This window comes from Weizmannia acidilactici (assembly GCF_008974225.1).
GTDB lineage: Bacteria > Bacillota > Bacilli > Bacillales > Bacillaceae_C > Weizmannia > Weizmannia acidilactici.
Map to the genome: position 1 here is coordinate 34,289 of NZ_BKZR01000017.1, position 24,207 is coordinate 58,495.

The 24,207-nt window shown below is 46.4% G+C and carries 21 protein-coding genes and 3 pseudogenes; 19 read left to right on the forward strand and 5 right to left on the reverse strand.

Annotated features, from left to right (window positions below):
- Window positions 1-55 precede the first annotated feature (55 nt).
- Complete coding sequence (locus tag GBH70_RS08200) at window positions 56-535, forward strand: class I SAM-dependent methyltransferase (RefSeq protein ID WP_253693627.1); 480 nt, start codon at window positions 56-58, stop codon at window positions 533-535.
- A 281-nt stretch (window positions 536-816) separates the two neighbouring features.
- On the opposite strand, the gene GBH70_RS08205 is transcribed toward GBH70_RS08200, so the two are convergent.
- Window positions 817-2,490 (reverse strand): L-lactate permease, encoded by a 1,674-nt coding sequence (locus tag GBH70_RS08205; RefSeq protein WP_151680584.1) that lies wholly within the window; start codon window positions 2,488-2,490, stop codon window positions 817-819.
- Between the two features lie 226 nt (window positions 2,491-2,716).
- Between GBH70_RS08205 and GBH70_RS08210 the strand changes: the two genes are divergently transcribed.
- The 7 genes and pseudogenes from GBH70_RS08210 to GBH70_RS08240 all read left to right on the forward strand — a co-directional run bounded on the left by GBH70_RS08210 (window position 2,717) and on the right by GBH70_RS08240 (window position 9,525).
- The gene (locus GBH70_RS08210) at window positions 2,717-3,427 is read left to right on the forward strand and encodes a FadR/GntR family transcriptional regulator (RefSeq protein ID WP_151680585.1); all 711 of its coding nucleotides are present in this window, start codon (window positions 2,717-2,719) and stop codon (window positions 3,425-3,427) included.
- Between the two features lie 279 nt (window positions 3,428-3,706).
- Window positions 3,707-4,044: pseudogene (locus GBH70_RS08215) on the forward strand (YmaF family protein).
- A gap of 243 nt (window positions 4,045-4,287) precedes the next feature.
- Entirely contained in the window at window positions 4,288-4,443 is a 156-nt protein-coding gene (locus GBH70_RS16955; RefSeq protein WP_253693630.1) for a hypothetical protein, read from the forward strand.
- A gap of 173 nt (window positions 4,444-4,616) precedes the next feature.
- Window positions 4,617-5,999, forward strand: a complete 1,383-nt coding sequence (locus tag GBH70_RS08225) for a glycoside hydrolase family 1 protein (RefSeq protein WP_151680586.1) — start codon at window positions 4,617-4,619, stop codon at window positions 5,997-5,999.
- Between the two features lie 26 nt (window positions 6,000-6,025).
- Window positions 6,026-7,386, forward strand: a pseudogene (locus tag GBH70_RS08230) (PTS sugar transporter subunit IIC).
- Between the two features lie 112 nt (window positions 7,387-7,498).
- A complete protein-coding gene (locus tag GBH70_RS08235; RefSeq protein ID WP_151680587.1) occupies window positions 7,499-8,215 on the forward strand; it encodes a GntR family transcriptional regulator in 717 nt (238 codons plus the stop codon).
- Window positions 8,216-8,337: 122 nt separating this feature from the next.
- On the forward strand, window positions 8,338-9,525 hold the full coding sequence (locus GBH70_RS08240) for an aminotransferase-like domain-containing protein (RefSeq protein ID WP_151680588.1): 1,188 nt from the start codon (window positions 8,338-8,340) through the stop codon (window positions 9,523-9,525).
- On the opposite strand, the gene GBH70_RS08245 is transcribed toward GBH70_RS08240, so the two are convergent.
- Both GBH70_RS08245 and GBH70_RS08250 read right to left on the reverse strand, forming a co-directional pair.
- Window positions 9,522-9,869 carry a YhjD family protein gene (locus GBH70_RS08245; protein ID WP_151680589.1) on the reverse strand — a complete coding sequence of 116 codons (348 nt, stop codon included), beginning with the start codon at window positions 9,867-9,869 and terminating at the stop codon, window positions 9,522-9,524. The two genes, GBH70_RS08240 and GBH70_RS08245, sit on opposite strands and share 4 nt — an antisense overlap.
- A gap of 495 nt (window positions 9,870-10,364) precedes the next feature.
- Window positions 10,365-11,279 (reverse strand): LCP family glycopolymer transferase, encoded by a 915-nt coding sequence (locus GBH70_RS08250; protein ID WP_151680590.1) that lies wholly within the window; start codon window positions 11,277-11,279, stop codon window positions 10,365-10,367.
- A gap of 432 nt (window positions 11,280-11,711) precedes the next feature.
- Between GBH70_RS08250 and GBH70_RS08255 the strand changes: the two genes are divergently transcribed.
- From GBH70_RS08255 to GBH70_RS08295, 9 genes are all read left to right on the forward strand, one after another.
- Window positions 11,712-12,296, forward strand: coding sequence for a TetR/AcrR family transcriptional regulator (locus GBH70_RS08255; protein WP_253693633.1), 585 nt, complete (start codon window positions 11,712-11,714; stop codon window positions 12,294-12,296).
- A gap of 56 nt (window positions 12,297-12,352) precedes the next feature.
- A complete protein-coding gene (locus GBH70_RS08260; RefSeq protein ID WP_151680592.1) occupies window positions 12,353-13,714 on the forward strand; it encodes a putrescine aminotransferase in 1,362 nt (453 codons plus the stop codon).
- Window positions 13,715-13,736: 22 nt separating this feature from the next.
- Window positions 13,737-14,705, forward strand: a complete 969-nt coding sequence (speB, locus tag GBH70_RS08265; RefSeq protein ID WP_151680593.1) for an agmatinase — start codon at window positions 13,737-13,739, stop codon at window positions 14,703-14,705.
- A 145-nt stretch (window positions 14,706-14,850) separates the two neighbouring features.
- Window positions 14,851-16,218, forward strand: coding sequence for an APC family permease (locus GBH70_RS08270; protein ID WP_151680594.1), 1,368 nt, complete (start codon window positions 14,851-14,853; stop codon window positions 16,216-16,218).
- Between the two features lie 242 nt (window positions 16,219-16,460).
- Entirely contained in the window at window positions 16,461-17,471 is a 1,011-nt protein-coding gene (locus tag GBH70_RS08275; protein WP_151680595.1) for an XdhC family protein, read from the forward strand.
- Window positions 17,468-18,100 carry a nucleotidyltransferase family protein gene (locus tag GBH70_RS08280; protein ID WP_172968294.1) on the forward strand — a complete coding sequence of 211 codons (633 nt, stop codon included), beginning with the start codon at window positions 17,468-17,470 and terminating at the stop codon, window positions 18,098-18,100. Before GBH70_RS08275 ends, GBH70_RS08280 begins: the two co-directional genes overlap by 4 nt.
- Window positions 18,084-18,980, forward strand: a complete 897-nt coding sequence (locus tag GBH70_RS08285) for an FAD binding domain-containing protein (protein ID WP_172967502.1) — start codon at window positions 18,084-18,086, stop codon at window positions 18,978-18,980. The genes GBH70_RS08280 and GBH70_RS08285 overlap by 17 nt, the downstream gene beginning before the upstream one ends.
- The gene (gene pucD / locus GBH70_RS08290) at window positions 18,964-21,267 is read left to right on the forward strand and encodes a xanthine dehydrogenase subunit D (RefSeq protein ID WP_151680598.1); all 2,304 of its coding nucleotides are present in this window, start codon (window positions 18,964-18,966) and stop codon (window positions 21,265-21,267) included. Before GBH70_RS08285 ends, pucD begins: the two co-directional genes overlap by 17 nt.
- On the forward strand, window positions 21,219-21,716 hold the full coding sequence (locus tag GBH70_RS08295; protein WP_151680599.1) for a (2Fe-2S)-binding protein: 498 nt from the start codon (window positions 21,219-21,221) through the stop codon (window positions 21,714-21,716). Before pucD ends, GBH70_RS08295 begins: the two co-directional genes overlap by 49 nt.
- A 47-nt stretch (window positions 21,717-21,763) precedes the next feature.
- Here GBH70_RS08295 and GBH70_RS08300 read toward each other — a convergent pair whose 3' ends face one another.
- The gene (locus GBH70_RS08300) at window positions 21,764-22,339 is read right to left on the reverse strand and encodes a DUF2087 domain-containing protein (RefSeq protein WP_151680600.1); all 576 of its coding nucleotides are present in this window, start codon (window positions 22,337-22,339) and stop codon (window positions 21,764-21,766) included.
- A 100-nt stretch (window positions 22,340-22,439) separates the two neighbouring features.
- Window positions 22,440-22,595: pseudogene (locus GBH70_RS17985) on the reverse strand (DUF3156 family protein); the annotation flags it as partial.
- Between the two features lie 283 nt (window positions 22,596-22,878).
- Between GBH70_RS17985 and GBH70_RS08305 the strand changes: the two are divergent.
- Together GBH70_RS08305 and GBH70_RS08310 are read left to right on the forward strand one after the other, a co-directional pair.
- Window positions 22,879-23,163, forward strand: coding sequence for a hypothetical protein (locus tag GBH70_RS08305; protein ID WP_151680601.1), 285 nt, complete (start codon window positions 22,879-22,881; stop codon window positions 23,161-23,163).
- Window positions 23,160-24,173, forward strand: coding sequence for a S8 family peptidase (locus GBH70_RS08310; RefSeq protein ID WP_216643710.1), 1,014 nt, complete (start codon window positions 23,160-23,162; stop codon window positions 24,171-24,173). The genes GBH70_RS08305 and GBH70_RS08310 overlap by 4 nt, the downstream gene beginning before the upstream one ends.
- Window positions 24,174-24,207: the final 34 nt, after the last annotated feature.

A 24,207-nucleotide genomic window follows, 5' to 3' on the forward strand; every position in this document is an offset into this window, starting at 1 on the left:
AAAGCAAAAAATTCATAAAGATCAGGGAACAGCTTTTGCAAAAGCGATGGGCCGTGTGCCCGAAATCGGCTCCGGTTCGGGCATTAATTTTCCGCTCTACCGGAATGTGGAGCAGGTCGACGCCATTGAACCGGACAAGGAAATGCAAAAGAATGCGAAACAGCGGCTTGAAGCTGCAGCTGTTCCCATCCATTGCCACGAGATGCGCGCGGAACAGCTCGATTTTCCGGATACTTCCTTTGATACGGTCGTGTCCACATTCGTTTTCTGCACAATTCCGGATCCGGAGAAAAGCTTGAAAAAAATCAGATGGGTCGGCAAGCCCGGTACTGTTTATCTTTTCTTCGAGCATGTGAAAATGGAGCAGCCAATGCTTGCGAAGGCACAGGATCTGTTGATGCCGTTTTGGAAAAGGATCTGCGCCGGTTGCCACTTGAACCGCAACACCTTGCTCATGATTGAACAGGTCGGTTTCCAGATGCACACGGTCGAAACCTACTACAAAGGCTTATTACTCACGGCTGTCTGCATGTAACGGAAAAAAGGAGCTGTCCCAAAAACTCCTTTTAAGCAGGAAAACAAATCGTTAAATCATTTTTCTCTCTATATATATTGATGATCGCTAATTTCTAAAATTCCTGCGGGAAAAGCGAGCAAGAAGAGACCCCTTGTGCGAGTAGGCTCGCGATGGAAGCGGAAAGTGGGTGAATTTCGCGATCATCAACATTCTCAGATAACATTACCTTACATAAAAAAGGGGGCCCCAATCTACCGACTTTTGGGATAGCCCCTTCTTGTTTAAAGTGGCTTTCGGCCTTAAGGCACCATCCATGACAAGACGTTTGATTGCAGGAAGGTTAACAGGCAAATGATGAGCAGCAGGAACAAACTGTGTTTGACGGTAAAGCGCAGCAGCTCCGATTCTCTCCCAATCAGTCCGGTTGCGGCGCAGGCAACAGCGATCGACTGCGGGGAGATCATTTTTCCGGTGACACCGCCGGACGAATTTGCGGCGAGTGCCAGGAGCGGGTTCATGCCTACGGATTGGGCGGACACTTGCTGGAGCGTGCCGAACAAAACATTTGAAGAAGTGTCCGAACCGGTGATAAAGACGCCGAGCCAACCGAGCACCGGTGAGAAAAACGGGAACATGACGGAAGTTTTTGCCAAGGCAAGGGCCAGTGTCGTGATCATGCCGGATGCATTCATCACATAAGCAAATCCGACGATAAACAAAATCGTAAGGATCGGAAACTTCAACTCTTTTAAAGTGTCAAAGAAAACGGTAAACCAATCTTTCCAGGAAATTTTTAAAATAAATTTCGCCATGATGGCAGCGATAAAAATTGCTGTTCCCGCGGTGCCGAGCAGGTCCAATTTATACATGGCGGCAATCGGGGTGTGCGAACCATTGATGATATGGTTGTTTAAAAATGGCACATCCGGGCTGAACGAAGCAGCGCCGCCGATTGCATTCAATGCTTTTAAAACCGGGTTTTCCCCTGCATACTGCCCTGTGAGCGCCAGTTTGATCTGCGGGATGCCCCAGATCGTGATAAAAATGGTCAGCACAATAAACGGCGACCATGCTTTTGCAACTTGCCCTGTTGTATGGGAAACCGGCTGCGTTTCCAAGGCGGCTGCCGCTTCTTCATGTTTAAAATAGAAAATATTTTTCGGTTTCCAAAATCTTAGGAAGGCCGCCAATGTAATTAACGATACGAGCGCGGATAAGACGTCCGGCAGCTCAGGCCCCATAAAGTTGGACGTGAAAAACTGTGTCAGTGCAAACGACAGGCCGGATACGAGCAGCGCCGGCAGGACTTCCATTGCTTTTTTAAACCCTGCCATTACGATGATCAAATAAAGCGGAATAAATATCGAAATGAGCGGCAGCTGGCGCCCGATCATTTTCGAGATCTCGAGCGCCGATACGCCGGTCGGGCCCGCCATGGCAATGACCGGCGAACCGATTGCGCCGAATGCCACCGGCGCGGTATTGGCCAAAAGGCAGATGCCGGCTGCATAAAGCGGGTTGAAGCCGAGTCCGACTAGCAAAGCGGAGGTAATCGCGACCGGCGCGCCAAACCCGGCGGAACCTTCCAGAAAAGCACCGAATGAAAACGCAATCAATAATGCCTGCAGTCTTCTGTCTTCCGTGATGGACACGACCGAGTTGCGGATCACGTCAAACTGGCCGGTTTTCACGGTCAGTTTGTATAAGAAAACCGAATTGATGATAATCCAGGCGATCGGGATCAGGCCATACACAATACCCTGGGTGGCCGACATGACCGAAAGCACGGTTGGCATTTTGTAAACGATTACAGAAATTGTCAAAGCAAAAACCAAGGTGAAAAAACTGGCGAGATGGGCTGCCATTCTTTTGATTGCTAGTGCCCAAAAGAAAAACAGGATCGGAAATGCGGCAATCAATGCGGACAAAAATAAATGCCCGTGGATCGGAATAAAATTTTGCACGTAATTCAACACCAAACACTCCTCTTCGAAAAAATTTCCCACAAACATCCCCATATTTGTGTTATTAGATGATTAGATGAAATAATCATCAGATGATAAGGTTTACATGTTAAAAATTATAAGTATAATAGAAAGAAAAAACAATAGTTTTTTTATTTTTATTTGCTATTTTCTGTGATTACTGTTATTCATTAATATATGTTTCTTTCGGAATCCATGGATAGAGGAGAACTATATGGAATTTAAAAAGATCAAACCGGCAAAAATTTACGAGCAAGTGGCAAATGAAATTATAGAAATGATTCAAAAAGGGGAATTAAAACCGGGGGATAAACTGGACCCTGTCCCACTGCTGGCCGAAAAATTTTCCGTAGGCCGTTCTGCAATAAGGGAAGCGCTTATGTCGTTGAGGGCGCTTGGATATATTGAATTAAAACAGGGAGAAGGGACATTTGTCCGCAATTTTGATGCGAGCGGCATAACTTACCCAATCTCGCAAGCTGTGCTGATGGATAAAGAGGATGTTACCCACCTATTGGAAGTGAGGAAAATTTTAGAGGCTGGTATTGCAGCTATGGCGGCAGAAAAGCGTACGAGCTCCGATCTGGAAGAGATGCATCAGGCTTTAAAAGAGATGAAGAATGCAACGGGTAACGAAGAACTGGGGGAACAAGCGGATTTGGATTTTCACCTTGCCCTTGTCCGTGCAACCCGGAATCCTCTTCTTGCCCAGTTAATGAACCAGGTTTCTGATACGCTTGTTAAAGCGATGAAAGAGACCCGGAGAATTTTACTCTTTTCGAATCCATCGACGTTCGGTGCTTTGTTTGAACAGCACGCACTCATTTTGAGAGAGATTGAAACCCGGAATCCGGAAAAAGCAAGACATGCGATGCTGAGCCATCTGCAATTTGTGGAGAAGAATTTGGAAGATTACTTAGTTTGACCAAATGAAATTTATAAGTTGAGAATCGGATCGCCAAAAGTATACATGGGAAAAAAGCCGGCCGGAGTGTGCCGGCTTTAATCATGATCTGCATCAATATGAATATTCGGGTGTTCATCGAATATGATGGGTAGTGAAACAATATTTTTGAGGGGGTGTAAAAAATACTGTAATCCCTGTCCAGGGACCAAGGGGATGAGCTTTACTAGCATTCACCCGGATTTGATTGACGTGCACAAAAAGTGATTGAAAAGGGATGGTTTGAAAAGGGGCGATCGGATGGCCAAAACAGGAAAGGATGAGTTTGTAAGCGGATTTGTTCCGCACCATAATCATGGCTCTGTTGATTATACTTCGTTGGATGCGGGGCATGTGCACCAGTGTTTAGACGTTACTTCCCCCCCATTCAAACGCCGGACCAGAGCCATATCCATTACACAGAGGGATATGTGTTATTTGAAAATGGCCATACCCATTACTATCGGGCTTATTCCGGGCCGGCTATACCAGTAGGAAATGGAATGCATGTCCATTATTATGATTTTTACACAACTGAAGAAAATGGGCATCGCCACCGAATAAGGGGAGTTGACCAACCGGCTCCCGGCGATCGATAAATAAAATTTAGATCATGCAAGAAACCAACCAGATGCAGACAGGTTGGTTTCTTTTCTCTGTGAGCCGGGGAAAATGATATACAGAAAAGTATCACCAGCCCCGGCACTTTGCCATATATTACATATAGGCATTTATCACTTTCTGAAACTTTTTATCAAAAAAGAAAGCGAGGTGAGGCGGCAGTGGAGCAATTTGTTATCCGCGTTAAGCGGTAAAATTAAAGAAAATGCCATGATGCTTATATGGACAGCATGAAGCCGGCTGTCCGGGATCCGGTGTTTTTCAGCGTCGGGATGCCAAACGGCGGCATAATTCCAAAAAAGGCGCTGCAGCGGATCATGAATGAAATCTTTGATTCCGATTATATCAGGAATTTAAATGATTTTGGATCAGCTTAACGCTGCAAGTTAAAAATGTATCCTGCAGACAGATTTTATTCTGCTTGAGGGGTACATTTTATTTTTTGCACGCTGGCAGAAAAAGATAATTCATAAATAAAATTTGAATTTACAAATTTAAAATATTGATTTACAATTAAGGTGTAATTCGTTAAAAGATTGGAGGAGCGAACATGCCAAATCAGTTACGCGAAGGGTTCTTATGGGGCAATTCCGTCTCAAGTATGCAGACAGAAGGTGCTTGGAACGAAGGAGGAAAAGGATTGTCTGTATATGATATCCGTAAGCCTTCTGAATTTGCTTCGGATTGGAAGGTTGCCATCGATGCCTACCATCGTTATGAAGAGGACTTTGATCTCATGCAGCAGCTTGGAATGAATTGTTATCGCTTTCAAATTTCGTGGAGTCGTGTGAATCCTACGGGTGATGGAGAATTTAATGAAGAAGGGATTGCGTTTTATGACAAGTTTATTGATGCGCTGATCGAACGTGGAATTGAGCCGATGATTTGCTTATACCATTTTGATATGCCGCTTCACTTGGCTGAGACTTACAACGGATTTATCAGCAGAAAAGTAGTCGATGCTTTTGTCAGATATGGAAAGGAAATGGTAGATCGGTTTGGTAAAAAAGTGAAATATTGGATTACCTTTAACGAGCAAAATCTTTACCATATGCCCGGGGCTTTTAGAATCAGCGGTTATATGAAAGGTGAGAAGACTTTAGATGAGCTGTACAAAATCCAGCACCATGTCATGATGGCACATGCTTCTATAGCCAATTATATTCATGAAAACTATAAGGATATTAAAATAGGTGGGATGCTGGCGTATTCAGAAATTTATCCAGCAACCTGCAAGCCAAATGATGTATTTGTTGCGAGAAAGCTGGACGAATTTTTTAATTACAATTTATTGGAAGCGTTTACGAATGGTTGTTACTCTCATGAAGTCATGTCATATGTGAAAAACGAAGGAATCGATATGGGGATTTTAGAAGGGGACTTGGATATCTTATCTTCCCTGAAAAGTGACTTTTTGGCTTTTAGTTATTATGCCAGTACAACAGTTAATAGTGAGTTGATACCGGAGGGAACACCTGTCAACTACTATATGGAATACGGTAAACAGGAAAATCCTTATCTTGATTCAACTGAATGGAAATGGCAGATTGATCCGTTAGGTTTTAGAGATATCCTGAATAAAATCTATAACCGTTTTAAGCTTCCTGTTTTTCCAATTGAAAATGGAATTGGTGTAAAAGAGACATGGGACGGGGAACACGAAATACAGGATGATTACCGGATCCGGTACCATAGAGACCATATCCAGGCCATGAAAGATGCAATTTTTATCGATGGTGTTGATGTTGTTGGATATTTGGGTTGGGGACTGATCGATATATTGAGCTCTCAGGGTGATATGAGAAAACGATACGGTGTTGTTTATGTGAACAGGGAAAACCATGATTTAAAAGATTTACGCCGTGTGCCGAAAAAGAGTTTCTGGTGGCTGCAAAAAGTGATTAAAAGTAACGGAGCAGACTTAGGCGATTAATTCCAAAATGAGGGGGAGATTTTGAAATGAACGGGAAGGGCACGGTATCTGAAACCAATGTAAAGCGGTCGTTTTTGGACAAATTTACTGAGTTTGCTGTGAAGTTGGGAAATCAGGTTCATCTGCGTTCATTAAGAGATGCTTTTGCAGTCATTATGCCATTATTTATTTTGGCAGGGGTTGCTGTTTTGGTAAATAATGTTGTCTTTCCTTGGCTTTTCAAAGGTGAAACATTAGTAAAAGCACAGTATTGGGGAACTGCTATTACGAATGGTACTTTGAATATCTCAGGTTTGTTGATTGCCCCGATGATTGCTTATTGTTTATCCTCCAATAAATCATTTAAGAATCCTTTAGCATCTACTTCGGTAGCTATCGCTTCATTGATTATCATGATGCCGAATTCTGTATCGCTTATTCCGGCAGGGGCAAAAAAAGCCGTCGATGTAACCGGCGTTCTAACATTTGGCAATTTAGGAACCACCGGCATGTTTGCAGGGATTATCATTGGATTGGTTGCCACTGAACTTTTTATCAAAACATCCAATATCAAGAAACTGGAAATCCATTTAGGGGAAATGTTCCGCCTGCAGTTGGAAAATCCTTCAGTGTTATGATTCCGGTAATTCTCGTCTTGTCTATTTTTGGGATCGTATCCTTGATTTTATCACTTTTTGATACCAATTTAATTACTTTGGTTTCTAAAATGATCCAGGAACCACTAAGGAAAATAAACACAAGCTTACTGGGAACGATCATCATTTACAGTACAGGGAACTTTCTATTTACTTTAGGTATCCACCAAACAGTGGTAAACGGCTCTTTGCTTGACCCTTTACTGCTGGCTAATATGAACGAAAATATGCTGGCTTTTGCACACGGACAGGCGATTCCGCATATTATCAACAGCGCTTTTGTCCCGACCTTCGGGATGATCGGTGGAACAGGCAGTACGATCTCGCTGATTATTGCCACTTTACTTTTTGGGAAAAACAAAGCAACAAAAGATGTGTCAAAATTAGCCACTGCACCGGGCCTTTTCAATATTAATGAGCCGGTTATTTTTGGGTATCCTATCGTCTTCAACTTACCCATGATGATTCCGTTTGTTTTGCTGCCGGCATTGGGAATTGTGGTTGCTTATTTTGCAACTGCAGTGGGACTGATCAGTAAATGTGTGGTTTATATTCCTTGGACAACTCCGCCAATTTTGAGCGCATATTTGGCAACAGCAGGAGACTGGAAAGCAGCCGTATTACAGGCCTTGATTATTATCGGGGGAGCGTTTTTCTATCTTCCATTTATGAAGATTAGCGAAAGAGTAAATCAGATGAGTATGGAAACAGAGACAGAGAATGAAGAGGGTATGGCAAGAGAATCATTGTAAAAAAATTGCATGTAACATGGTATAATTTGACTACTAGGGGAAAATCGCCTTTTTATATCATTGTGATTGGAAAGACGATTTTCTTCTTTTACTTTACTTTGAGGTGAGCATCGTGGCCAAGTACAAAATGATAGCAGATGAAATCCGCAGAAGAATCAAGTCAAAGGTTTATGAGGTTTCAAAGCCGCTTCCAGAACAGGTAAAATTAGCAGAAGAATTTCATACTAGCAGGGTAACGATACAAAAAGCGCTGGACTTGCTGGCCGTGGAAGGTCTCGTTTACAGCAAGCAGGGTTCGGGCACTTATGTACGAAAAAATGCATGGCAAATGTCCAATCTTGATTCAAGAGCTGATGATTACTTGGGCTTGACAAATAAAATGGCAAATGAAGGGAAAATTTCGAGTATGGTAATATCTTTTCAGCTCCGTTTTCCCAACGAAGACGAGTGTGAAAAACTGATTATTGAAAAAAATGAGCCGATTTATGACATTATCCGGCTCAGACGATTAAATGATGAGCCATATTTAATTGAACATACAAAAATGCCTGTCGAAGTGATCCCTGGCCTGACCGAAGACATATTATACAAGTCGATCTATACCTATATCAGAAAAGATTTAGGATTAAAGATTGGCGGTGCAAACAGGAGGATCCGTGCGGATAAACCGGATGAACTTGACCAGAAATATTTGGAGTGCGATAAATGCGACCCTGTGCTTGAAGTAAATCAAGTTGTTTACCTGGATAACGGCGTTCCGTTCGAATATTCCCGCACAAGGCACCGTTATGACAAAGGGGATATTCTGGTGGTTGATCTTAATCGTTGAAAATTTTACGAAGATCAAGTAATTCTATTTTTCTTGGTATCTGTATCACCTTAGCCCACCCCTTTCCATATATATGTCATATAGGCACTTTTCAGCAATCGAGAAAGCGAGGTGAGGCGGCAGTGGAGCATTTGTTATCCGCGTTAAGCGGTAAAATTAAAGAAAATGCCATTGATGCTTATATGGACAGCATGAAGCCGGCTGTCCGGGATCCGGTGTTTTTCAGCGTCGGGATGCCAAACTGCGGCATGATTCCAAAAAAGGCGCTGCAGCGGATCATGAATGAAATCTTTGATTCCGATCCTGCCCATTTATATGAGTATTGCAGCGCGAAAGGGTTCGGTCCGTTTTTGTCTGCAATTTCCGGCAATGAAAACATCCCTGAACCGTATATCATGGCAACGAACGGCAATACACAGGGGTTTGATCTCGTCTGCAGAATGCTTTTGGATGAGCAGGACGGCTTTGCGATGGAGGCGTATACGTATTCCATCGCGCTTTCGGCTGTACACCAGTACCGGCTCAAGGTAGTCGGTATCCCGCTTGAACAGGACGGCCTTGATATTGATTTTTTTGAAAAGGCTTTAAAAACAACCCGCATTAAAGCGCTCTATATCATTCCGAACGCACAGAACCCGACCGGGATTACCACATCTCTTGAAAAAAGAAAAAGGCTCATCGAACTCGCTTACCGGCACGGATTTTTGATCATTGAAGACGACCCTTACCGCGATCTGCTTTTTCATGAACGTTTCCCTTCTATATTTGAACTCGATCCCCTAAAAGAAAAAGTCATTTATTTGTACAGTTTTTCTAAAGTGATTGCGCCGGCAATGAGGACCGGATTTATTCTTGCGCACCCGGCTCTCCTTCAAAAACTTGAGCAGTTTAAGCAGGTCATGGATGCCTGCACTTCCCCGATCAACCAAATGCTTGCTGGAAAACTGGTTTCCTCTGGCAGTTGGCCGGCTATGCTCGAAAAGCAAAAACGTTTTTATGAGAAAAGAAAAGAGTGGACAAAACAGTTTTTGCAGCACATGAATGAAACGGAACAATGGGAAGGCATTGAACCTGCCGGCGGGTTGTTTTATTGGATGGATGTGAAAAAGGGGGATGTGTTGGAATGGATGGGAATAGCTGCAGAAGCCGGAGCTGTGTTTGTCCCGGGAAATGCATTTACGCTTGAGAACGGGCCGAACACGAAAATCCGTCTTTGCTTTGCCCATTGCAGCGATGAAGAAATGGGAAAAGGTTTTGTGCGCCTGGAAGAGAGTTTTAAAAAATGGAAGAACATGCGGGGCTCCCGTTAACGCAGTTTAAAAAAATAATGGTTGATCAGGTTTTTTACCCATTCTGCCGCGATCTGCGGATGGTATCTTTTTTCAAACCGCCATCCACGCACAAACACCGTATATTCCAGATCACTCCGCTTGTAAAACCGCATGTTTTTCCGGCCGGCTTCCCGTTTGACACGGTACAGATAGCGAGAGATTTGAAACAGCATTTGTTCGACGGCAAGGATGTATGGTTCCTTGAATTTTAACAAGCTCGCGCGAATGGCTTTTTGATCGCGCTCCAGTGTTTTTTTGGCAAGCGGTAGCAGGATAAACGCCTCGACCAGCCTTTCTTCTTCTTCTGTTAACACTTGTGGCATGTGGATCACCTATTTTTATTATACACAAACATACGTTCTAGTCAATCTGTTGTTTGGTTTCCGGACTCCGGCTTGTTATAATGGCGGTATTAAAATGAAAACGGGAAAAGGAAAATGGATGAATGAATGACAGGGATGGGGATTTCGCCAAAGGTTGTTTGATCGGAATCCTGTTGTCGATTCCAATCTGGGCTTTTGTATGGTGGCTGTTGTTTAAGTTTTTTTGAAGCGCTTCCGAGAAGGGACGCTTTTTTTATCGGAAGGATCGTAAAGCTTTCGGAGTGTTTGGCGCGGGGAGGATTCAGGCATTGGTAAAAATATGACAGGCAATGATGCTGAAACAGGCATCAATCCAGCTGGGAGGAGGATTTCAATGAATGATCACAAAGACAAAAAAGGCGACTCGCTGGAACAACAGGAATAAAAGAGCCGGAAAGGGATCCAGGAAGAAAAGAAATAGGGCCGGGCTCCAGTTATTGGTGCCGGCCCCTTGCATTATTTTTCCATGTTGGTGACCATGTTGTGGACGTTTTGCCGTTCCGCTTGATCCACGTTGAGATAGTAAATGCCGTTAATGGTCGCATTTGTACCTTTTACTTCATAGTCTTTTGAATTTTGGCGGCAGTCGCGGTAGTTCATGGCGATATTTTTCATATCGTTAAATGTTAAGTTTGTTTTGATATTGTTTTGGATCGCAGCCAGGATTTCTTGATAGCGGGAAAAAGATTTGATGGTGGCTGCTTTGTTGATGACCGCCATAATGACATCGCGCTGGCGCTGGTTGCGGCCGAAATCCCCCTGAGGGTCCAGGTGGCGCATTCTGACGTAACCAAGCGCTTTTTTGCCGGTGTCGAGTGTAATATACCCTTTTTTGTAATAGTATCCTTTTTTGTAATACCCTTCGTCATGCCAGCTGATCTTGTTGTAGACGGTGACGCCGCCGACAGCATCAACGAGGTCGGCCAGCCCTTCCATGTTGATCCGTATGTACTGGTCAAGATTTAAATTGGCGAATTGATTGACGGTGGCAAGCGCCATTTTCGGGCCGCCGTATGCATACGCGGCATTGATTTTGTCCATCGTTCCCCTGCCGACAATTTCGGTTCTCGTGTCACGCGGGATCGAAATCATCTGCATCGCTTTTTTCTGCGGATTTAATGTAAGGATAATAATCGTATCCGATCTGCCGACATCGTTCTTTCTTTCATCCACACCCAGCAAAAGAATGGATATTGGTTTTTGTGTTTTAATTTTTTGGGAACTTTCCTTTGATGGTGTGACAGATTTGTTGTCGTACATTTTGTCTGCGGCTTTTTGGACGGAATGGTAGACATAGTAGGCTGCTCCTCCGCCCCCAATGACAATGATCGCAATAAGTATCCCAAGTGTGATGAATATTTTCTTTTTCATTCTGCCTTCCCTTTTTCTTAATTTTTTGGTTTATTTGTAAAACAGAATACACCTAATCGTAATCTTACCATGTTCTTTCGCAAATGTTAACGGGATTTTTTAGTTTGTCCTTTGGCAGGCTTTTTATTTTGGTCTTCTATCATTTCAACTTTTTGCCGTAGCGTTTAGGGGGTACCGCCGATTTTCCCGCTGTTTCCGCTGATTCGGTTTTCAAAGGAGGAAAGCCGCAGAAGGCGACAAAATAGAGGAGCAAAGCCTTGCCACCTTATGAGGTGCCACCGATTTCGCTTTTAAAAAGAGAATAGGATTTTTAATTAAAAAAATATTGTAACTTTTCCTTGCGAGAATGCGGACGAACGGAAAAACACCCACTACAATAAAAATAAGTTCAACATGAATGGGGTTCAGTCATTTTCAAATGGAGGTAAAAGGTTGGAAAAGGTCAAAAGCGATAAGTATGAAAGAATTTTACAGGCAGCGATTGAAGTCATCTCGGAAAAAGGGATGGAAAAGGCATCTATATCCGACATTGTGAAAAGAGCGGAGGTGGCGCAGGGGACATTTTATTTATATTTCCGCTCAAAAAATGCGTTGATCCCGGCAATTGCGGAGAATTTGCTGGCTTATTCTTTTGGAAAAATCCAAAAAAAGACGCAGGGAAAATCGGATTTTTGGGATATCTTGCGGGTGATGATCGACGAAACGTTCGAGACGACAAACCGGTATAAAGACGTTATTGTACTTTGTTATTCCGGGCTGGCGTTCGAAAATTCGATGGAAACGTGGGAAGCGATTTATACCCCTTACTACCAATGGTTTAGAGAAATTTTAACGAAAGCGGTTGAAGCGGAACAAATCCTTCCGGTCAATGTCAAGTGGCATGCCGTCATGGTGATCAACTTAATGGAGAATGAGGCGGAAAGATTTTACATTGCGAAAGAAACCGGCAGCACGCCCGAAAAAACGAAACTGGAACTGTTCCAATTTTTTAAGCGTTCGCTCGGGATCCGCTCCTAACCGCTTATCCCCAAAAATGACTGATATTCATTCATAAAAACAAAAGGAGTGGGAAAATGCGAAATACGGTTGAAAAAACAAAGGGGCAGGAAATCCGGGATTATATGGAAAAGGTGCTGGATTTGATTGAAAAGCCCGAAGTCACGGCTGAGGAAGCAAAGTGGATTACGAATGAAACGGTAAACAGCTTTAAGGAGTACGTTAATCCGGGGTTTTTGGAATACCGGAAAACGGTCACCTTGGATACGCAATTTGCCGCGGTGGAATGGTCTGACGAGGGGGCATGCTTTAAAGATGTGAACGGGAATCAGTATATCGACTGCCTCGGTGGATTCGGCATTTACAATGTTGGGCACAGGCACCCGAAAGTCGTCAAAGCGGTTGAACACCAGCTTCAACGCCAGGCATTGCATAGCCAGGATTTACTTGATCCTCTCCGGGCGATGCTGGCAAAAATCCTTGCCGAGATCACGCCGGGCGACCTCAAATATTCATTTTTTACAAACAGCGGAACCGAGAGTGTCGAAGCGGCGCTGAAACTGGCAAAAATGCACAGCAACCGCACGACGTTTATTGCGGCGACACGGGCGTTCCACGGCAAAAGCCTCGGCTCGTTATCCGGCACGGCAAAAGGGATGTTCCGGAAGCCGTTCCTGCCGCTCGTTCCGGGATTCCGCCATGTGCCGTTCGGAGATATTGATATGATGCGGAAAACATTTGAAATTTGCGCGCTCGTCGGTGAAGATGTGGCGGCGGTGCTTTTGGAGCCGATTCAAGGGGAAGGCGGCATTATTCTCCCGCCGGAAGGCTATTTGCAGGAAGTGCGGGTGCTGTGCGATGAGTATGATGCGCTGCTTATTTTGGATGAAGTCCAAACCGGAATGGGGCGCACCGGAAAAATGTTTGCGGCGGAATTGTACGGTGTTGTGCCGGATATCCTCTGCCTTGCGAAAGCATTTGGCGGCGGGATTATGCCGGCGGGCGCAGTGGTGGCAAAAGAAAAGGTGTTTAAAAATTTTTTCAACAACCCGTTTATGCATACGACAACGTTTGGTGGCAATCCGCTTGCGTGTGCGGCTGCGATCGCGACGATCTCCGTATTACTTGAAGAAGACCTGCCCGCGCGTGCCGCCGAAGTGGGAGATTATTTCCTTGCCCGCCTGAAAGAAGCGGTAAAAGGGCATGAAGACAAAGTGCTTGAAATCCGCGGAAAAGGCCTGATGATTGGCATCGAATTCCAGAACGATGCGATCGGCTATAACTTTGCTAAAGGGATGTTTGATGAAGGCGTTTTGGTGGCCGGTACTTTGGTAAACTCCAAAACGATCCGCATTGAGCCGCCGCTGACGATCGCTGTGGAAGAAGTAAACCAAGTCGTTGCGACAGTTGAAAAAGTGCTCTCAAAACTGAAAGCCTGATCATACAAGGAGGAGAAGAAACATGCACTACCCGTTATCGCCGGATATACAGCCGGAATTTTGCAGTAATGGGACGTTCATGCGCCTGCCGTGTGAAGACCCAGATGCAAAACTTGCGGTCATTGGCCTGCCATTTGATACGGCAGCCTCTTATCGCACCGGAGCCCGTTTTGCCCCACAGGCAATCCGCCAAAGTTCCATGACATTGTTTCCGTATCATCCCGTATTCGGAAACTATCCATTTGAGGAAACCCATGCCATCGATGCTGGGGATGTCCCGGTGATTCCGCACAATATCGGGCGGAGCTATGCACTGATGGAAGAAAGGATTGGAAATTTAATGGAAAAGGGGATTATTCCGATCGGCCTCGGCGGCGACCATTCCGTTACCCTTGCCGGTTTGCGGGCTGCGGCAAAGCATTACGGCCCGCTTGCGATGATCCATTTTGACGCCCATACCGATACTTGGGATACCTATTACGGGGAAAAGTACTGGCACGGTTCAACATTCATCCGTGCATACGAAGAAGGTTTGCTGCAGCCATCGAAAGTGTTTCAACTCGGGATACGGGGAACATTGAACCACCCTGGGGATGTAGAAGACAGCCGCCGGTTGGGGTTTCATGTCATCACAACGTCCGGGCTGGATACAAAAGGGTTCGGGGCGGTTTTGCAGGAAATGAAAACAGCGATCGGAGATACGCCTTGTTTTCTAACATTTGATATTGATTTTGTCGATCCTTCATGCGCGCCGGGAACGGGAACAATGGAGGCTGGTGGGTTCAGCAGTCGGGAAACGTTAAAAATGGTACGCGCTTTAAAAGGTTTTCATTTTGTTGGTTTTGATCTCGTAGAAGTATTGCCGCAGTATGACGCTGGGCAGATCACATCATTATTGGCAGCAACGCTTGTCCATGACTTTGCGGGGCTTGCGGCATTGAGGTTAAAAAGGGATGAACCTGTTTTTGAGAAAGCTTCCACGCCAGAGTAACCGTTTGTAAATTTTTTCGACAAAATAGATTTAAAATTTATATGTTAAATAATTTCACGAAAATATCGAAATCAAATGCCTGTTTTAATAAAATGAGCCCAAAAACAATCGTGTAATCCACGATCTCATTTAGGAGGAATGATACATGCAAAAACAAGCGGTCACCTTAAAACGTTCATTGGGCCTATGGCAAATTGTGCTGCTCGGTGTCGGCTATATGACCCCGATGGTTGTCTTTGATACTTTCGGCATTGCTTCCGAAATGACGCACGGGCACGTCCCGACCGCCTACATATTGGCTTTGGCCGCCATGCTTCTAACCGCTGTTAGTTATCAAAAAATGATACAAGTATTTCCAACCGCGGGTTCCGCCTACACATATACGCAGCGCACGATTAACTGCCACCTTGGTTTTTTGATCGGATGGGCCGCTTTGATGGATTATTTGTTTTTGCCAATGGTGAACGCTTTAATTTTTAAAATTTATTTGAGTGCTTTTTTCCCGGGCGTCCCTTCCTGGATGTGGATTGTGGGATTTGTGGCGTTCGTCACGGCACTCAATTTGCGCGATATAAATTTTACCGCAAATTTCAACATGTTTCTCGTCTTTTTTCAAATTGCGATTATCGCGATGTTTGTTGCGATTGCAGTCCGCGCGCTTCTTCACGGCATGGGGACGGGTGAAATCATCTCCATGAAGCCTTTTTATTCAGCCGGACTCGATTCCTCGTGGCTCATCGCGGGCGCGACGCTGATGTGCTTTTCTTATCTCGGTTTTGACGCGGTTGCGATGCTTTCGGAAGAAACCGCAAGTCCGAAAAAGACGATCCCAAAAGCCATTTTCCTTACGGCGTTGTTCGGCGGCATTTTATTTACGCTTGCCTCCTACTTTATCCAACTGGTTTTCCCGACTGTTGCCAGTTTTAAAGATCCGGAATCTTCCTCGCCGGAAATTGCCATGAAAATCGGCGGCACGATTGTACAGATGATTTTCCTGGCCGGTGGAATTGCCGGAACCGTTTCTTCAGGAGTATCCTCGCATGCGAGTGTCGCCCGGCTGCTTTATGCGATGGGGAGGGATAACATTCTGCCGAAAAACGTATTCGGTTATGTGCACCCGAAATTCCGGACGCCGTGGATCAATATTTTATTGGTCGGTTTTATTTCGCTGACCGCGATGTTCTTCAGCCTTGGAATGGCAACATCCTTTATCAATTTTGGTGCTCTGATCGCTTTTACGTTTGTTCATTTGTCCGTCATTGTGCACTATGTTTTCCGGCATAAAATGCACCGGAGCGCAAAAGGGTTTTTCTCATATGTGATCATGCCGCTGATCGGCGCCGCTTTTATCGGTGTGCTGTGGCTGAACCTGGAGCGCAACTCATTTTTGCTCGGCATCACATGGGCTGTGATCGGTTTTGCTTATCTCGTCTATATTACGAAAGGATTTAAAGTGAACCCGGCAGTGATCGATTTTTCCGCGCAGGAGGAGGTGCAGACACAGACGCTGTAAAAATGCAAAAGGCTTGTTTGCAGTTGATTCACAACACAAGATATGGATGATTAAAAAGCGGTGAAGTTCGCCGCTTTTCGTTTTGAAAATGGCTTTTTCAGTGGCAGGTTTTCTGGCGTGCTTATTATTTTTATTGGCAGAAAATTTTACAGAAAACTTGAGTTATACAGAATATTCAACAATCATAATATATAAATCAGTCTTTACTGGTTCTGCCAATACAAGAATGTGAGGTGACGGCAATGGAAGATATGTACAGCATTCTCGATGCAATCCGTCCAGGCATGACAGGGGGTGTGCTGGCGACTGTCATTCGTGTCGACGGCTCGGCTTATAAAAAGGAAGGGGCTGCCATGTTCTTCAAACCTGATGGCACCCGAATCGGTCTTTTGAGCGCAGGCTGCCTGGAAGAAGATTTGGCGGCAAGAATCGAAAACGGGTTTGGCCGGAAACCGGAAACGATCGTCTATGACATGCGCAGAGATGATGATCTGTCGTGGGGGACGGGTTCCGGATGCAACGGCGCTGTCCATGTATATGTGGAGCCGGTTGGCCGCCGCTATGCCGCGCATCTTCTCCGGCTCAAAACATTTTTGCAAAGTGGGACGGCTGTAACCGGGATCAAATTTCCGGATTCCGGTGCGTACCTGTTTGTCACAGAAGACGGGCACCGGTTCGGCAGTTATCAAGGCGAAATGGGATTTGTGCATTACCTGCCGGTAAAAAATGGAACGTTTTTCCTGCCTGTGATGCAAGAGGAAGTATATATTCATCATTATCGACCGAAACCGCGGTTCATTTTGTTCGGGGCCGGCAAGGATGCGGCTCCGCTCGCTGCCCTGGCTGCGAAGACCGGCTTTTCAGTCATTGTGTCAGATTGGCGGCCGGGTTTGTGCAGCCGGCAAAACTTTCCGGATGCAGAAGAATTGGTCGTCGGTTTTCCTTCTGAAGTTTTCGCAGAAAGCAGAATAACCATTGCGCCGAACGATTTCGTGATGATCATGACCCACCATTTTTCAAGGGACCAAGAAATTTTAACGCATGTGATGCAAACCAATCCGCGCTATCTTGGGGTGCTCGGATCTATGAAACGTACGAAGCGCCTGCTTGGAATGGAGAAACTCCCGCCTGGCATCCGGACGCCGGCAGGGCTCGCGATCGCAGCGGAGGGACCGGAAGAAATTGCCGTCAGCATCATTGCCGAATGCATCAAGCTAAAAAACGAGCCGGTAAGCGAGGAAGTGCTTTTATGAAAATCATCGGGATCTATCTTGCAGCCGGCAAAAGCAGTCGGATGGGGGAAAACAAGCTCTGTCTTCCGCTTAAAGGAAAACCGGCCGGCAGTCTGGCACTGCAGACAGCCGTCTCCTCAAAGCTTGACGATACGCTTGTCATTGTGAAGGAAGCCGGAAAAAATACATGGTTCAGCCCGGAATTGCTGGGCAATCAGAAAAAATGGTCACTTGTTTATTGCTCCGATGCCGAAAAAGGGATGTCCCATTCGCTGAAATGCGGGGTGCAAAGGGCAGCGGAAATGGATGCGGAAGCGGTCGTCGTGATGCTTGCGGACCAGCCGTTTATCCGGACCGGCATGATCAACCATTTGATTGCCCGATTCCAAAAACGGTCTGCTGCAGAGGGGCAGATAGAATATATCGCTCCATGCTACAAAGGGAAGATCCTCCCGCCGTTGTTGCTCTCCAAATCTATTTTTCCAACTTTAATGAAGCTTAAAGGGGACCAGGGTGCGCGTGCCATTTTAAGGGGCGGTTCTCTGCACGGGATTTGTATCCATTACGATAACGGGCTGCCTTTTTATGATATGGATACGAAGGAAGATTATGAAAAAGCAAGGGGGTATGCCGATGGCCGGGCAGGATAAAATGGCTGCCGTGCCGCAAGCCGTATACAGGCCGGCATCCGTTGAAGAAGCATGGGCATTGAAACAGAAATTTGGCGGGGCTGCCGCGTTGATTGCTGGCGGGACGCTTTTGCAAATGAAGCGGGAGCAGGGGGCCGTATTCCCGCCCTGCCTCATCAGCCTGGAACACATTAAAGAATTGTACGATATCCATGTATCCGCACAAAACCTTGCGATCGGATCTTGCGTTAGGCTGTCCGATTTACGGAAAAATTCCTTAATAGAAAAAGATTGGCACATCCTTCATGAAGCAGTCCGGCGAGTTGCGGCACCGGCTGTCCGGAACCGGGCAACAATCGGCGGCAATGTCTGTTACATGTCAGGAGACACAATCCCGGCATTGCTCTCGCTCGGCGCGAAAGCTGTTTGGTTTGACGGGGATTACAAAACAGATGATTTACAAGTTTTTTTGCAGCAGGCGCCATTGCACCCGTCCTGTATTTTAACGGCCATCCTGCTGCCGGAACCGCCTGCTGTGGAAAAAAAGATTTGTTTTTATCAAAAAATCGGGCGGAGAGCGGCCTTTACCCCGTCTTTAACGGTTGTTTCCTTCTTTGCAGGGCTGACAAATGAAAACCGGGTGGAGCAAATTCGGATCGCTGCTGGCGGGGGTTCGAGTTTTCCAAAGCGGCTGACAGCATGCGAGCAGTTTTTAAAAGGAAAGGTTTTGGCAGAGGAAGTCATGGCCGTAGCGCATGAAAAAATCATGGAAGAATATGATCCGCTGCCGGATGCTTTTGCCACGGTGGATTACCGGAAAAAGGCGGCTTCCAATTTGATTGTTTCAACGTTTATCAGTTTTTTAAACGGAAAGGATGGTGCCGATGAAGCTGAAGCATGAAAAGCGGGGAATCGGGCCGGATGGCATTGCGAAAGTAACAGGTAGCCTTGCTTATTTAACGGATCTGTCATTTCCGGACATGCTGTACGGAAAAATATTGAGAAGTTTTTATCCGCATGCAAAAATTCTTTCAATTGATACGTCCCGCGCCGAAAAGTTGCCGGGGGTTGCGGCTGTCATTACTTATAAAGATGTGACGGGCTTGAACGGCTTCGGGATCGTCATGCCCGACCAGCCCGTTTTATGTGAAGACCGGGTCCGCTATGTCGGAGATGCGGTCGCGGCCGTTGCGGCAGAATCGGTTGAAATTGCAGAAAAAGCATTGGAGCGGATTGAAGTCGTTTATGAACCTCTCCCGGTAATCGACAGCCCGGCAAAAGCACTTGAGCCCGGTGCGCCGAAGCTGCATACGAAAGGGAACATCCTCCATCGTGCGGAAAATAAGCGGGGAGAAGTGAAGGAGGCTTTTGCGCGGTGTGCGGCTGTTGTTGAAGAAACGTACCATGTCCCGCGCCAGATGCATACGTATATGGAAACGGAAGGCGGGGTGGCCGTCCCGGAAGAAAACGGCGGAATTACGGTTTATTGCGGTTCCCAGCACGGCTACCGGGACCGCTTCCAACTGTCGCGGATCCTCGGGATGGATGAAGAAAAAATCCGCGTTGTGTCTAGTCCTATAGGCGGTTCTTTCGGCGGAAAAGATGAATTGCATATCCAGCCGTACGTGGCATTGTTGGCACTCGCTACGGGAAGGCCGGTAAAAATCCATCAAACAAGGAAAGAATCGGTCATTTCCAGTATTAAGCGACACCCTATGGAAATCAAAGTCAAAACCGGGGCGGATGAATACGGGAAGCTGCTTGCTTTCCAGGCGGTGATCATCGCAGATACCGGCGCATATGCTACGCTCGGGCCGGCTGTGCTCGATTTTGCCGTTGAACATGCCATCGGGCCGTATATCATCCCGAATGTAGATGTAACCGGAATGGCGGTATTTACGAATAACGGAGTATCCGGCGAGTTCCGCGGGTTCGGCGGCAACCAGGTCACATTTGCGCTGGAGGGGCAGATCGACCGCCTGGCCGATCAATTGCAGCTGGACCCGATTGAGTTCAGAAGGCGGAACCTCCGCCAAAAAAACGCCCCCGGCCCGTTAGGCCACCGGATCGCCGAAACAACCGGCGCTTCCGATGTGCTGGAAGCCATCGCGCAAAAAGTGGAGCTGAAAAAGATGGCCGTCCATTTTTACAATGAACGGCATAAGTGGAAAAAACGCGGGTTCGGCATGGCCATTACAATGCATGGCGGAGGGCTCGGATACGGGCGTTTGGACCCGGCCGGCGGGCGCCTTCGCCTTTCAAAAGAAGGAAAAATTGAAATTGCATTCGGTTTTGAAGAAGCCGGCCAGGGGATTTTAAGTGTCATCGAGAAAATCACTTGCAATTCGCTTGGCTGTTCAAAAAACGATTTATCGATTGTCATCGGGGACACCTCTTGTGCCCCATCATCCGGATCCACCACTGCCTCAAGGGGAACGAGCATGGTATGGCACGCCTTGCAGCGGATGAAGGGGGATTTTTGCAATAAATTGCTGGAAAAAGCGTCGGCAGCTGCCGGCATTCCTGCCTCCCAATTGCGGCTGGGAGAAGGCGGCGTTTTTTCCTCCGGCGGCATGGTACTTTCGTATGGCGAGCTGGCAGATCAAATCTCTGATATTGAATCGGTTGCCGTCACCGTGAAATTTGATTTTCCAACAACGCCGGATCAAGTGAACGCAGGGCATTTTTTGTATGCATTTTCCGGTGTTCTGGCCGAAGTGGAAGTGGACCTCTTGACAGGCATGGTAAAAGTGGTTGGCTTGGATCAGGCGATTGCGGCAGGCCCGGTCGTGGACGAAATCGGTTATACCGGCCAAATTGAAGGGGGCGGTGTAATGGCGCTCGGCTATACGCTGATGGAAGATGCCGCCATGAAAGAAGGCAGGTATTTGGCAGAAAACCTGGACCAATATTTTATCCCGACCATTGCGGACGTGCCTTTCCATATGGATGTGGAACCGATTGAAAAATTAGTGGATGGCGATCCTTACGGCCCGAGGGGAGTGGGGGAAATCGGTTCGGTTGCCGTTGCGCCGGCTGTCGCAAAAGCGATCCACCATGCAACCGGGTTTTGGGCAAACCGCCTGCCGGTTTCGCCGGAAGACATTTTGAAATTTGCCATGAAAGAAGGGGACGGGGCATGGAAAATGGAAAAACAGCCGCTAAAATCCAAGCTACGTTTGAACTGAACGGCCGGCAGCTTTCCCTTGAAGTTGATCCGGTTTTAAGACTTGTCGATCTGTTGCGCGACCAGCTGCATATGACAGGAACAAAAATTTCGTGCGGCATTGGTCGCTGCGGGGCTTGTTCGGTGCTCCTGGACGGGAAAGTAGTAAATGCCTGCCTGGTATTGGCTTATCAAATCGATGGGTCTCACATCACGACCATTGAAGGAATCCAAAAAGGCGGGGAGTTGGATCTGATTCAGCAATGTTTCCTGGAAGAAGGAGGCTTCCAGTGCGGCTACTGTACGCCCGGCATGATCATGGCGGCAAAAGCGCTCACCGATGAAAATCTATTCCCGGGTGACGAAGAAATCATAGAAGCACTGTCCGGAAACCTCTGCCGCTGCACCGGATACGGCGGGATACTCCGAGCCCTCTATCGGTTTAAAGCGGAAAAAGCGAAAGAAAGTTGACGGGGCAGCTCCGTTTCATTCCGGGCTGCCGTGTCTTTTGCCATCCGCTACCGCAGCCACCACAGTTCCGGCGGGTTTAATTCATATTCGCCGTTTTCCCTGTACATGTACTGGCACATGATCAGCTCCCGCCTTAATGTCGCGTAATCTTCATGAAATTCCTTTAAAATTTCATTGACTTTTTTCTCCGGATATATTTTTCCAAACTCGAATTTTTGGGCAATATGGGCAAGCACAACCAGCTTCTTCTTGCGCTGGGCCGGGAACGTTTTTAATTTTCCGCCGGCCGTAAAGAAATTTTTCAAAATGCTTGCGCGTTCTTCTTCGGATACGGACATTTCCATATTCGTGCTCCTTTCCCCCAATGATAAAATCGCCATCGCGCTGCTTTCCAAAATTTTGGTGTTGAGCGAGAAATAAATGGTGTTTTTATCGCGCCGCTCCTTGATCAGTCCGACATCCCGGAGTTTTGTGATATGGTGGGTGATGGTCGGCGGCTTCAGCCCGAGCTTTCCGGCAATTGCCTGGCCGTGCAGCTCACCCTTTTGCAGCAGGGCAATGATCCGGACGCGCGTTAAATCACCGAGTGCTTTATGAAATTCCACAATTTTATTGAGCTGCATGATGAGGACCTTTCTTTTTTAATTTATATCTAATTAGATAATAATCAAATTCCAATTTTAAATCAACCGTAAAAAAACCCGCCTTTCAAAAAGCGGGCTTTTACATGGCGTGTTTATGCGTTTCAGCCGTTTTGGCAAACATTGTGATGATCTTCCGGATTTTAACAACTTCCTCTTCTTTTAACCAGATAAAATAGCGGGGCGGCGGCAGGAGAATGGTAATATAGGAACCGGGCAGGGGGGTGAAAGAAATTTCTGCCTGTCCTCCGGCATATTAAAAAATACTTCGTGCACCCGAACAGTGAAGAAAATCAGGTACACGAAATTCATGAGGCAGTTGTCCATGATCTGGATCATACGGAATCAATTCATTTTATCAAGAAAATTTTCCCGGAAATGAAGGAAACGAAAAGCGGATTGGCTGCCCGTTTAGAAAATACCGTACTGGAGATCCGTTTTGATCGAAACATTTGCTGTAACTTCCAACCGGGCGCTTCCTTGGATAAAAAAGTGCAAATCGAAAATCTTTCGCTGGGAATATGAATGAACAAAATGATAAAAAAAGAAAACGCGGAGCAAACAAGGCTCGGCGTTTTTTCTTGCCTTTAACATGGGAAGCAACATCAGCGGAAAAGCAATTCTTATCGGCGAAAATTTTTCAAAAATCAGCGGCACGCCGGAAAAAATCGGTGGAAAATAACTCAAAATCAGCGGAACGGGTCACAACTGCGGCGGCTACATCCAAAGACTTATTTTTAGAAAATTCCCGCAGCAAACACGAATTTCGTAGTAAAATAAAAAAGAACAAGCTATCTTTCGAATGAAAGGGGAAAGAAACATGCAGAAAAAGCTGATTCCGTTTCAAGTGCTGGAAGTCTATGAGCAGGTGGAAGAAACGGTTCCGGAAGGCGTGCAACTGATTCATGCGCCCGATGTGTGGGAAAATGCTGGCTACGGGAAAGGCATTGTCATTGCGGTCATTGATACAGGTGTCGATAAAACGCATCCAGATTTAAAAGACCGGATTATAGGCGGGAAAGATTTTACGAATACAGGAGATTACCAGGATGATAACGGGCATGGGACACATGTGTGCGGAACGATTTTAGCTTCCAAAAATGCATACGGGGTCGTCGGGGTCGCACCTGGGGCAAAGGTGCTTGCTTTAAAGGCTTTAAATAAGGACGGGCAGGGGGAGTCGCAATGGATTAATGCGGCGCTCGATTATGCCATCAACTGGAAAGGGCCGAACGGTGAAAAAGTTTCCGCCATTTCCATGTCGCTCGGAGGTCCTGCCGATGAAAGAGAGCATGCCCTGATTCAAAAGGCTGTTCAAAATAATATATTGGTTGTTTGTGCAGCAGGCAACAGCGGGGACGGCCGCGACGATACCGATGAGATGGATTATCCCGGCGCTTATCCTGAAGTCGTAGAAGTCGGCGCGGTTGACCTGCAAAAGAATCTGGCCGATTTTTCCAATACGAATGCGGAAATTGACCTGGTCGCTCCCGGTGTTGGGATCCTTTCTACTTACCCCGGCGGCAAATACGCTAGACTCAGCGGCACGTCAATGGCGACGCCGCATGTGAGCGGGGCGGCTGCATTGGTGAAACAGATGGAAGAAAAAGCATTCGGCCGGGCGCTTACGGAAGCGGAGCTCTATGCGCAACTGTGCATTCATACAGAAAACCTGGGGTTGAACAAAAAAGCGCAGGGGAACGGGATGATCAATTTGTCGCGTCCGGAGCAAAATGCAAGAGGCAATGAAATTAAAATCACGGTAGAATCCGAAAGCCTTGGCCTCAAACCGCAGACGGTAACAGTGACATATTAACCGGCATGGGATTGAATCGAATTGGGCGCACAAA

What these genes read in the sequence shown, in the direction of transcription:
- GBH70_RS08210 (WP_151680585.1), top strand. Translation starts at nt 2,717, where the DNA reads ATGGAATTTAAAAAGATCAAACCGGCAAAAATTTACGAGCAAGTGGCA.
- GBH70_RS16955 (WP_253693630.1), top strand. Translation starts at nt 4,288, where the DNA reads ATGGACAGCATGAAGCCGGCTGTCCGGGATCCGGTGTTTTTCAGCGTC.
- GBH70_RS08225 (WP_151680586.1), top strand. Translation starts at nt 4,617, where the DNA reads ATGCCAAATCAGTTACGCGAAGGGTTCTTATGGGGCAATTCCGTCTCA.
- GBH70_RS08245 (WP_151680589.1), bottom strand. Translation starts at nt 9,869, where the DNA reads ATGCCACAAGTGTTAACAGAAGAAGAAGAAAGGCTGGTCGAGGCGTTT.
- GBH70_RS08250 (WP_151680590.1), bottom strand. Translation starts at nt 11,279, where the DNA reads ATGAAAAAGAAAATATTCATCACACTTGGGATACTTATTGCGATCATT.
- GBH70_RS08260 (WP_151680592.1), top strand. Translation starts at nt 12,353, where the DNA reads ATGCGAAATACGGTTGAAAAAACAAAGGGGCAGGAAATCCGGGATTAT.
- speB (WP_151680593.1), top strand. Translation starts at nt 13,737, where the DNA reads ATGCACTACCCGTTATCGCCGGATATACAGCCGGAATTTTGCAGTAAT.
- GBH70_RS08270 (WP_151680594.1), top strand. Translation starts at nt 14,851, where the DNA reads ATGCAAAAACAAGCGGTCACCTTAAAACGTTCATTGGGCCTATGGCAA.
- GBH70_RS08275 (WP_151680595.1), top strand. Translation starts at nt 16,461, where the DNA reads ATGGAAGATATGTACAGCATTCTCGATGCAATCCGTCCAGGCATGACA.
- GBH70_RS08280 (WP_172968294.1), top strand. Translation starts at nt 17,468, where the DNA reads ATGAAAATCATCGGGATCTATCTTGCAGCCGGCAAAAGCAGTCGGATG.
- GBH70_RS08285 (WP_172967502.1), top strand. Translation starts at nt 18,084, where the DNA reads ATGGCCGGGCAGGATAAAATGGCTGCCGTGCCGCAAGCCGTATACAGG.
- pucD (WP_151680598.1), top strand. Translation starts at nt 18,964, where the DNA reads ATGAAGCTGAAGCATGAAAAGCGGGGAATCGGGCCGGATGGCATTGCG.
- GBH70_RS08295 (WP_151680599.1), top strand. Translation starts at nt 21,219, where the DNA reads ATGGAAAATGGAAAAACAGCCGCTAAAATCCAAGCTACGTTTGAACTG.
- GBH70_RS08300 (WP_151680600.1), bottom strand. Translation starts at nt 22,339, where the DNA reads ATGCAGCTCAATAAAATTGTGGAATTTCATAAAGCACTCGGTGATTTA.
- GBH70_RS08305 (WP_151680601.1), top strand. Translation starts at nt 22,879, where the DNA reads ATGAATGAACAAAATGATAAAAAAAGAAAACGCGGAGCAAACAAGGCT.
- GBH70_RS08310 (WP_216643710.1), top strand. Translation starts at nt 23,160, where the DNA reads ATGAAAGGGGAAAGAAACATGCAGAAAAAGCTGATTCCGTTTCAAGTG.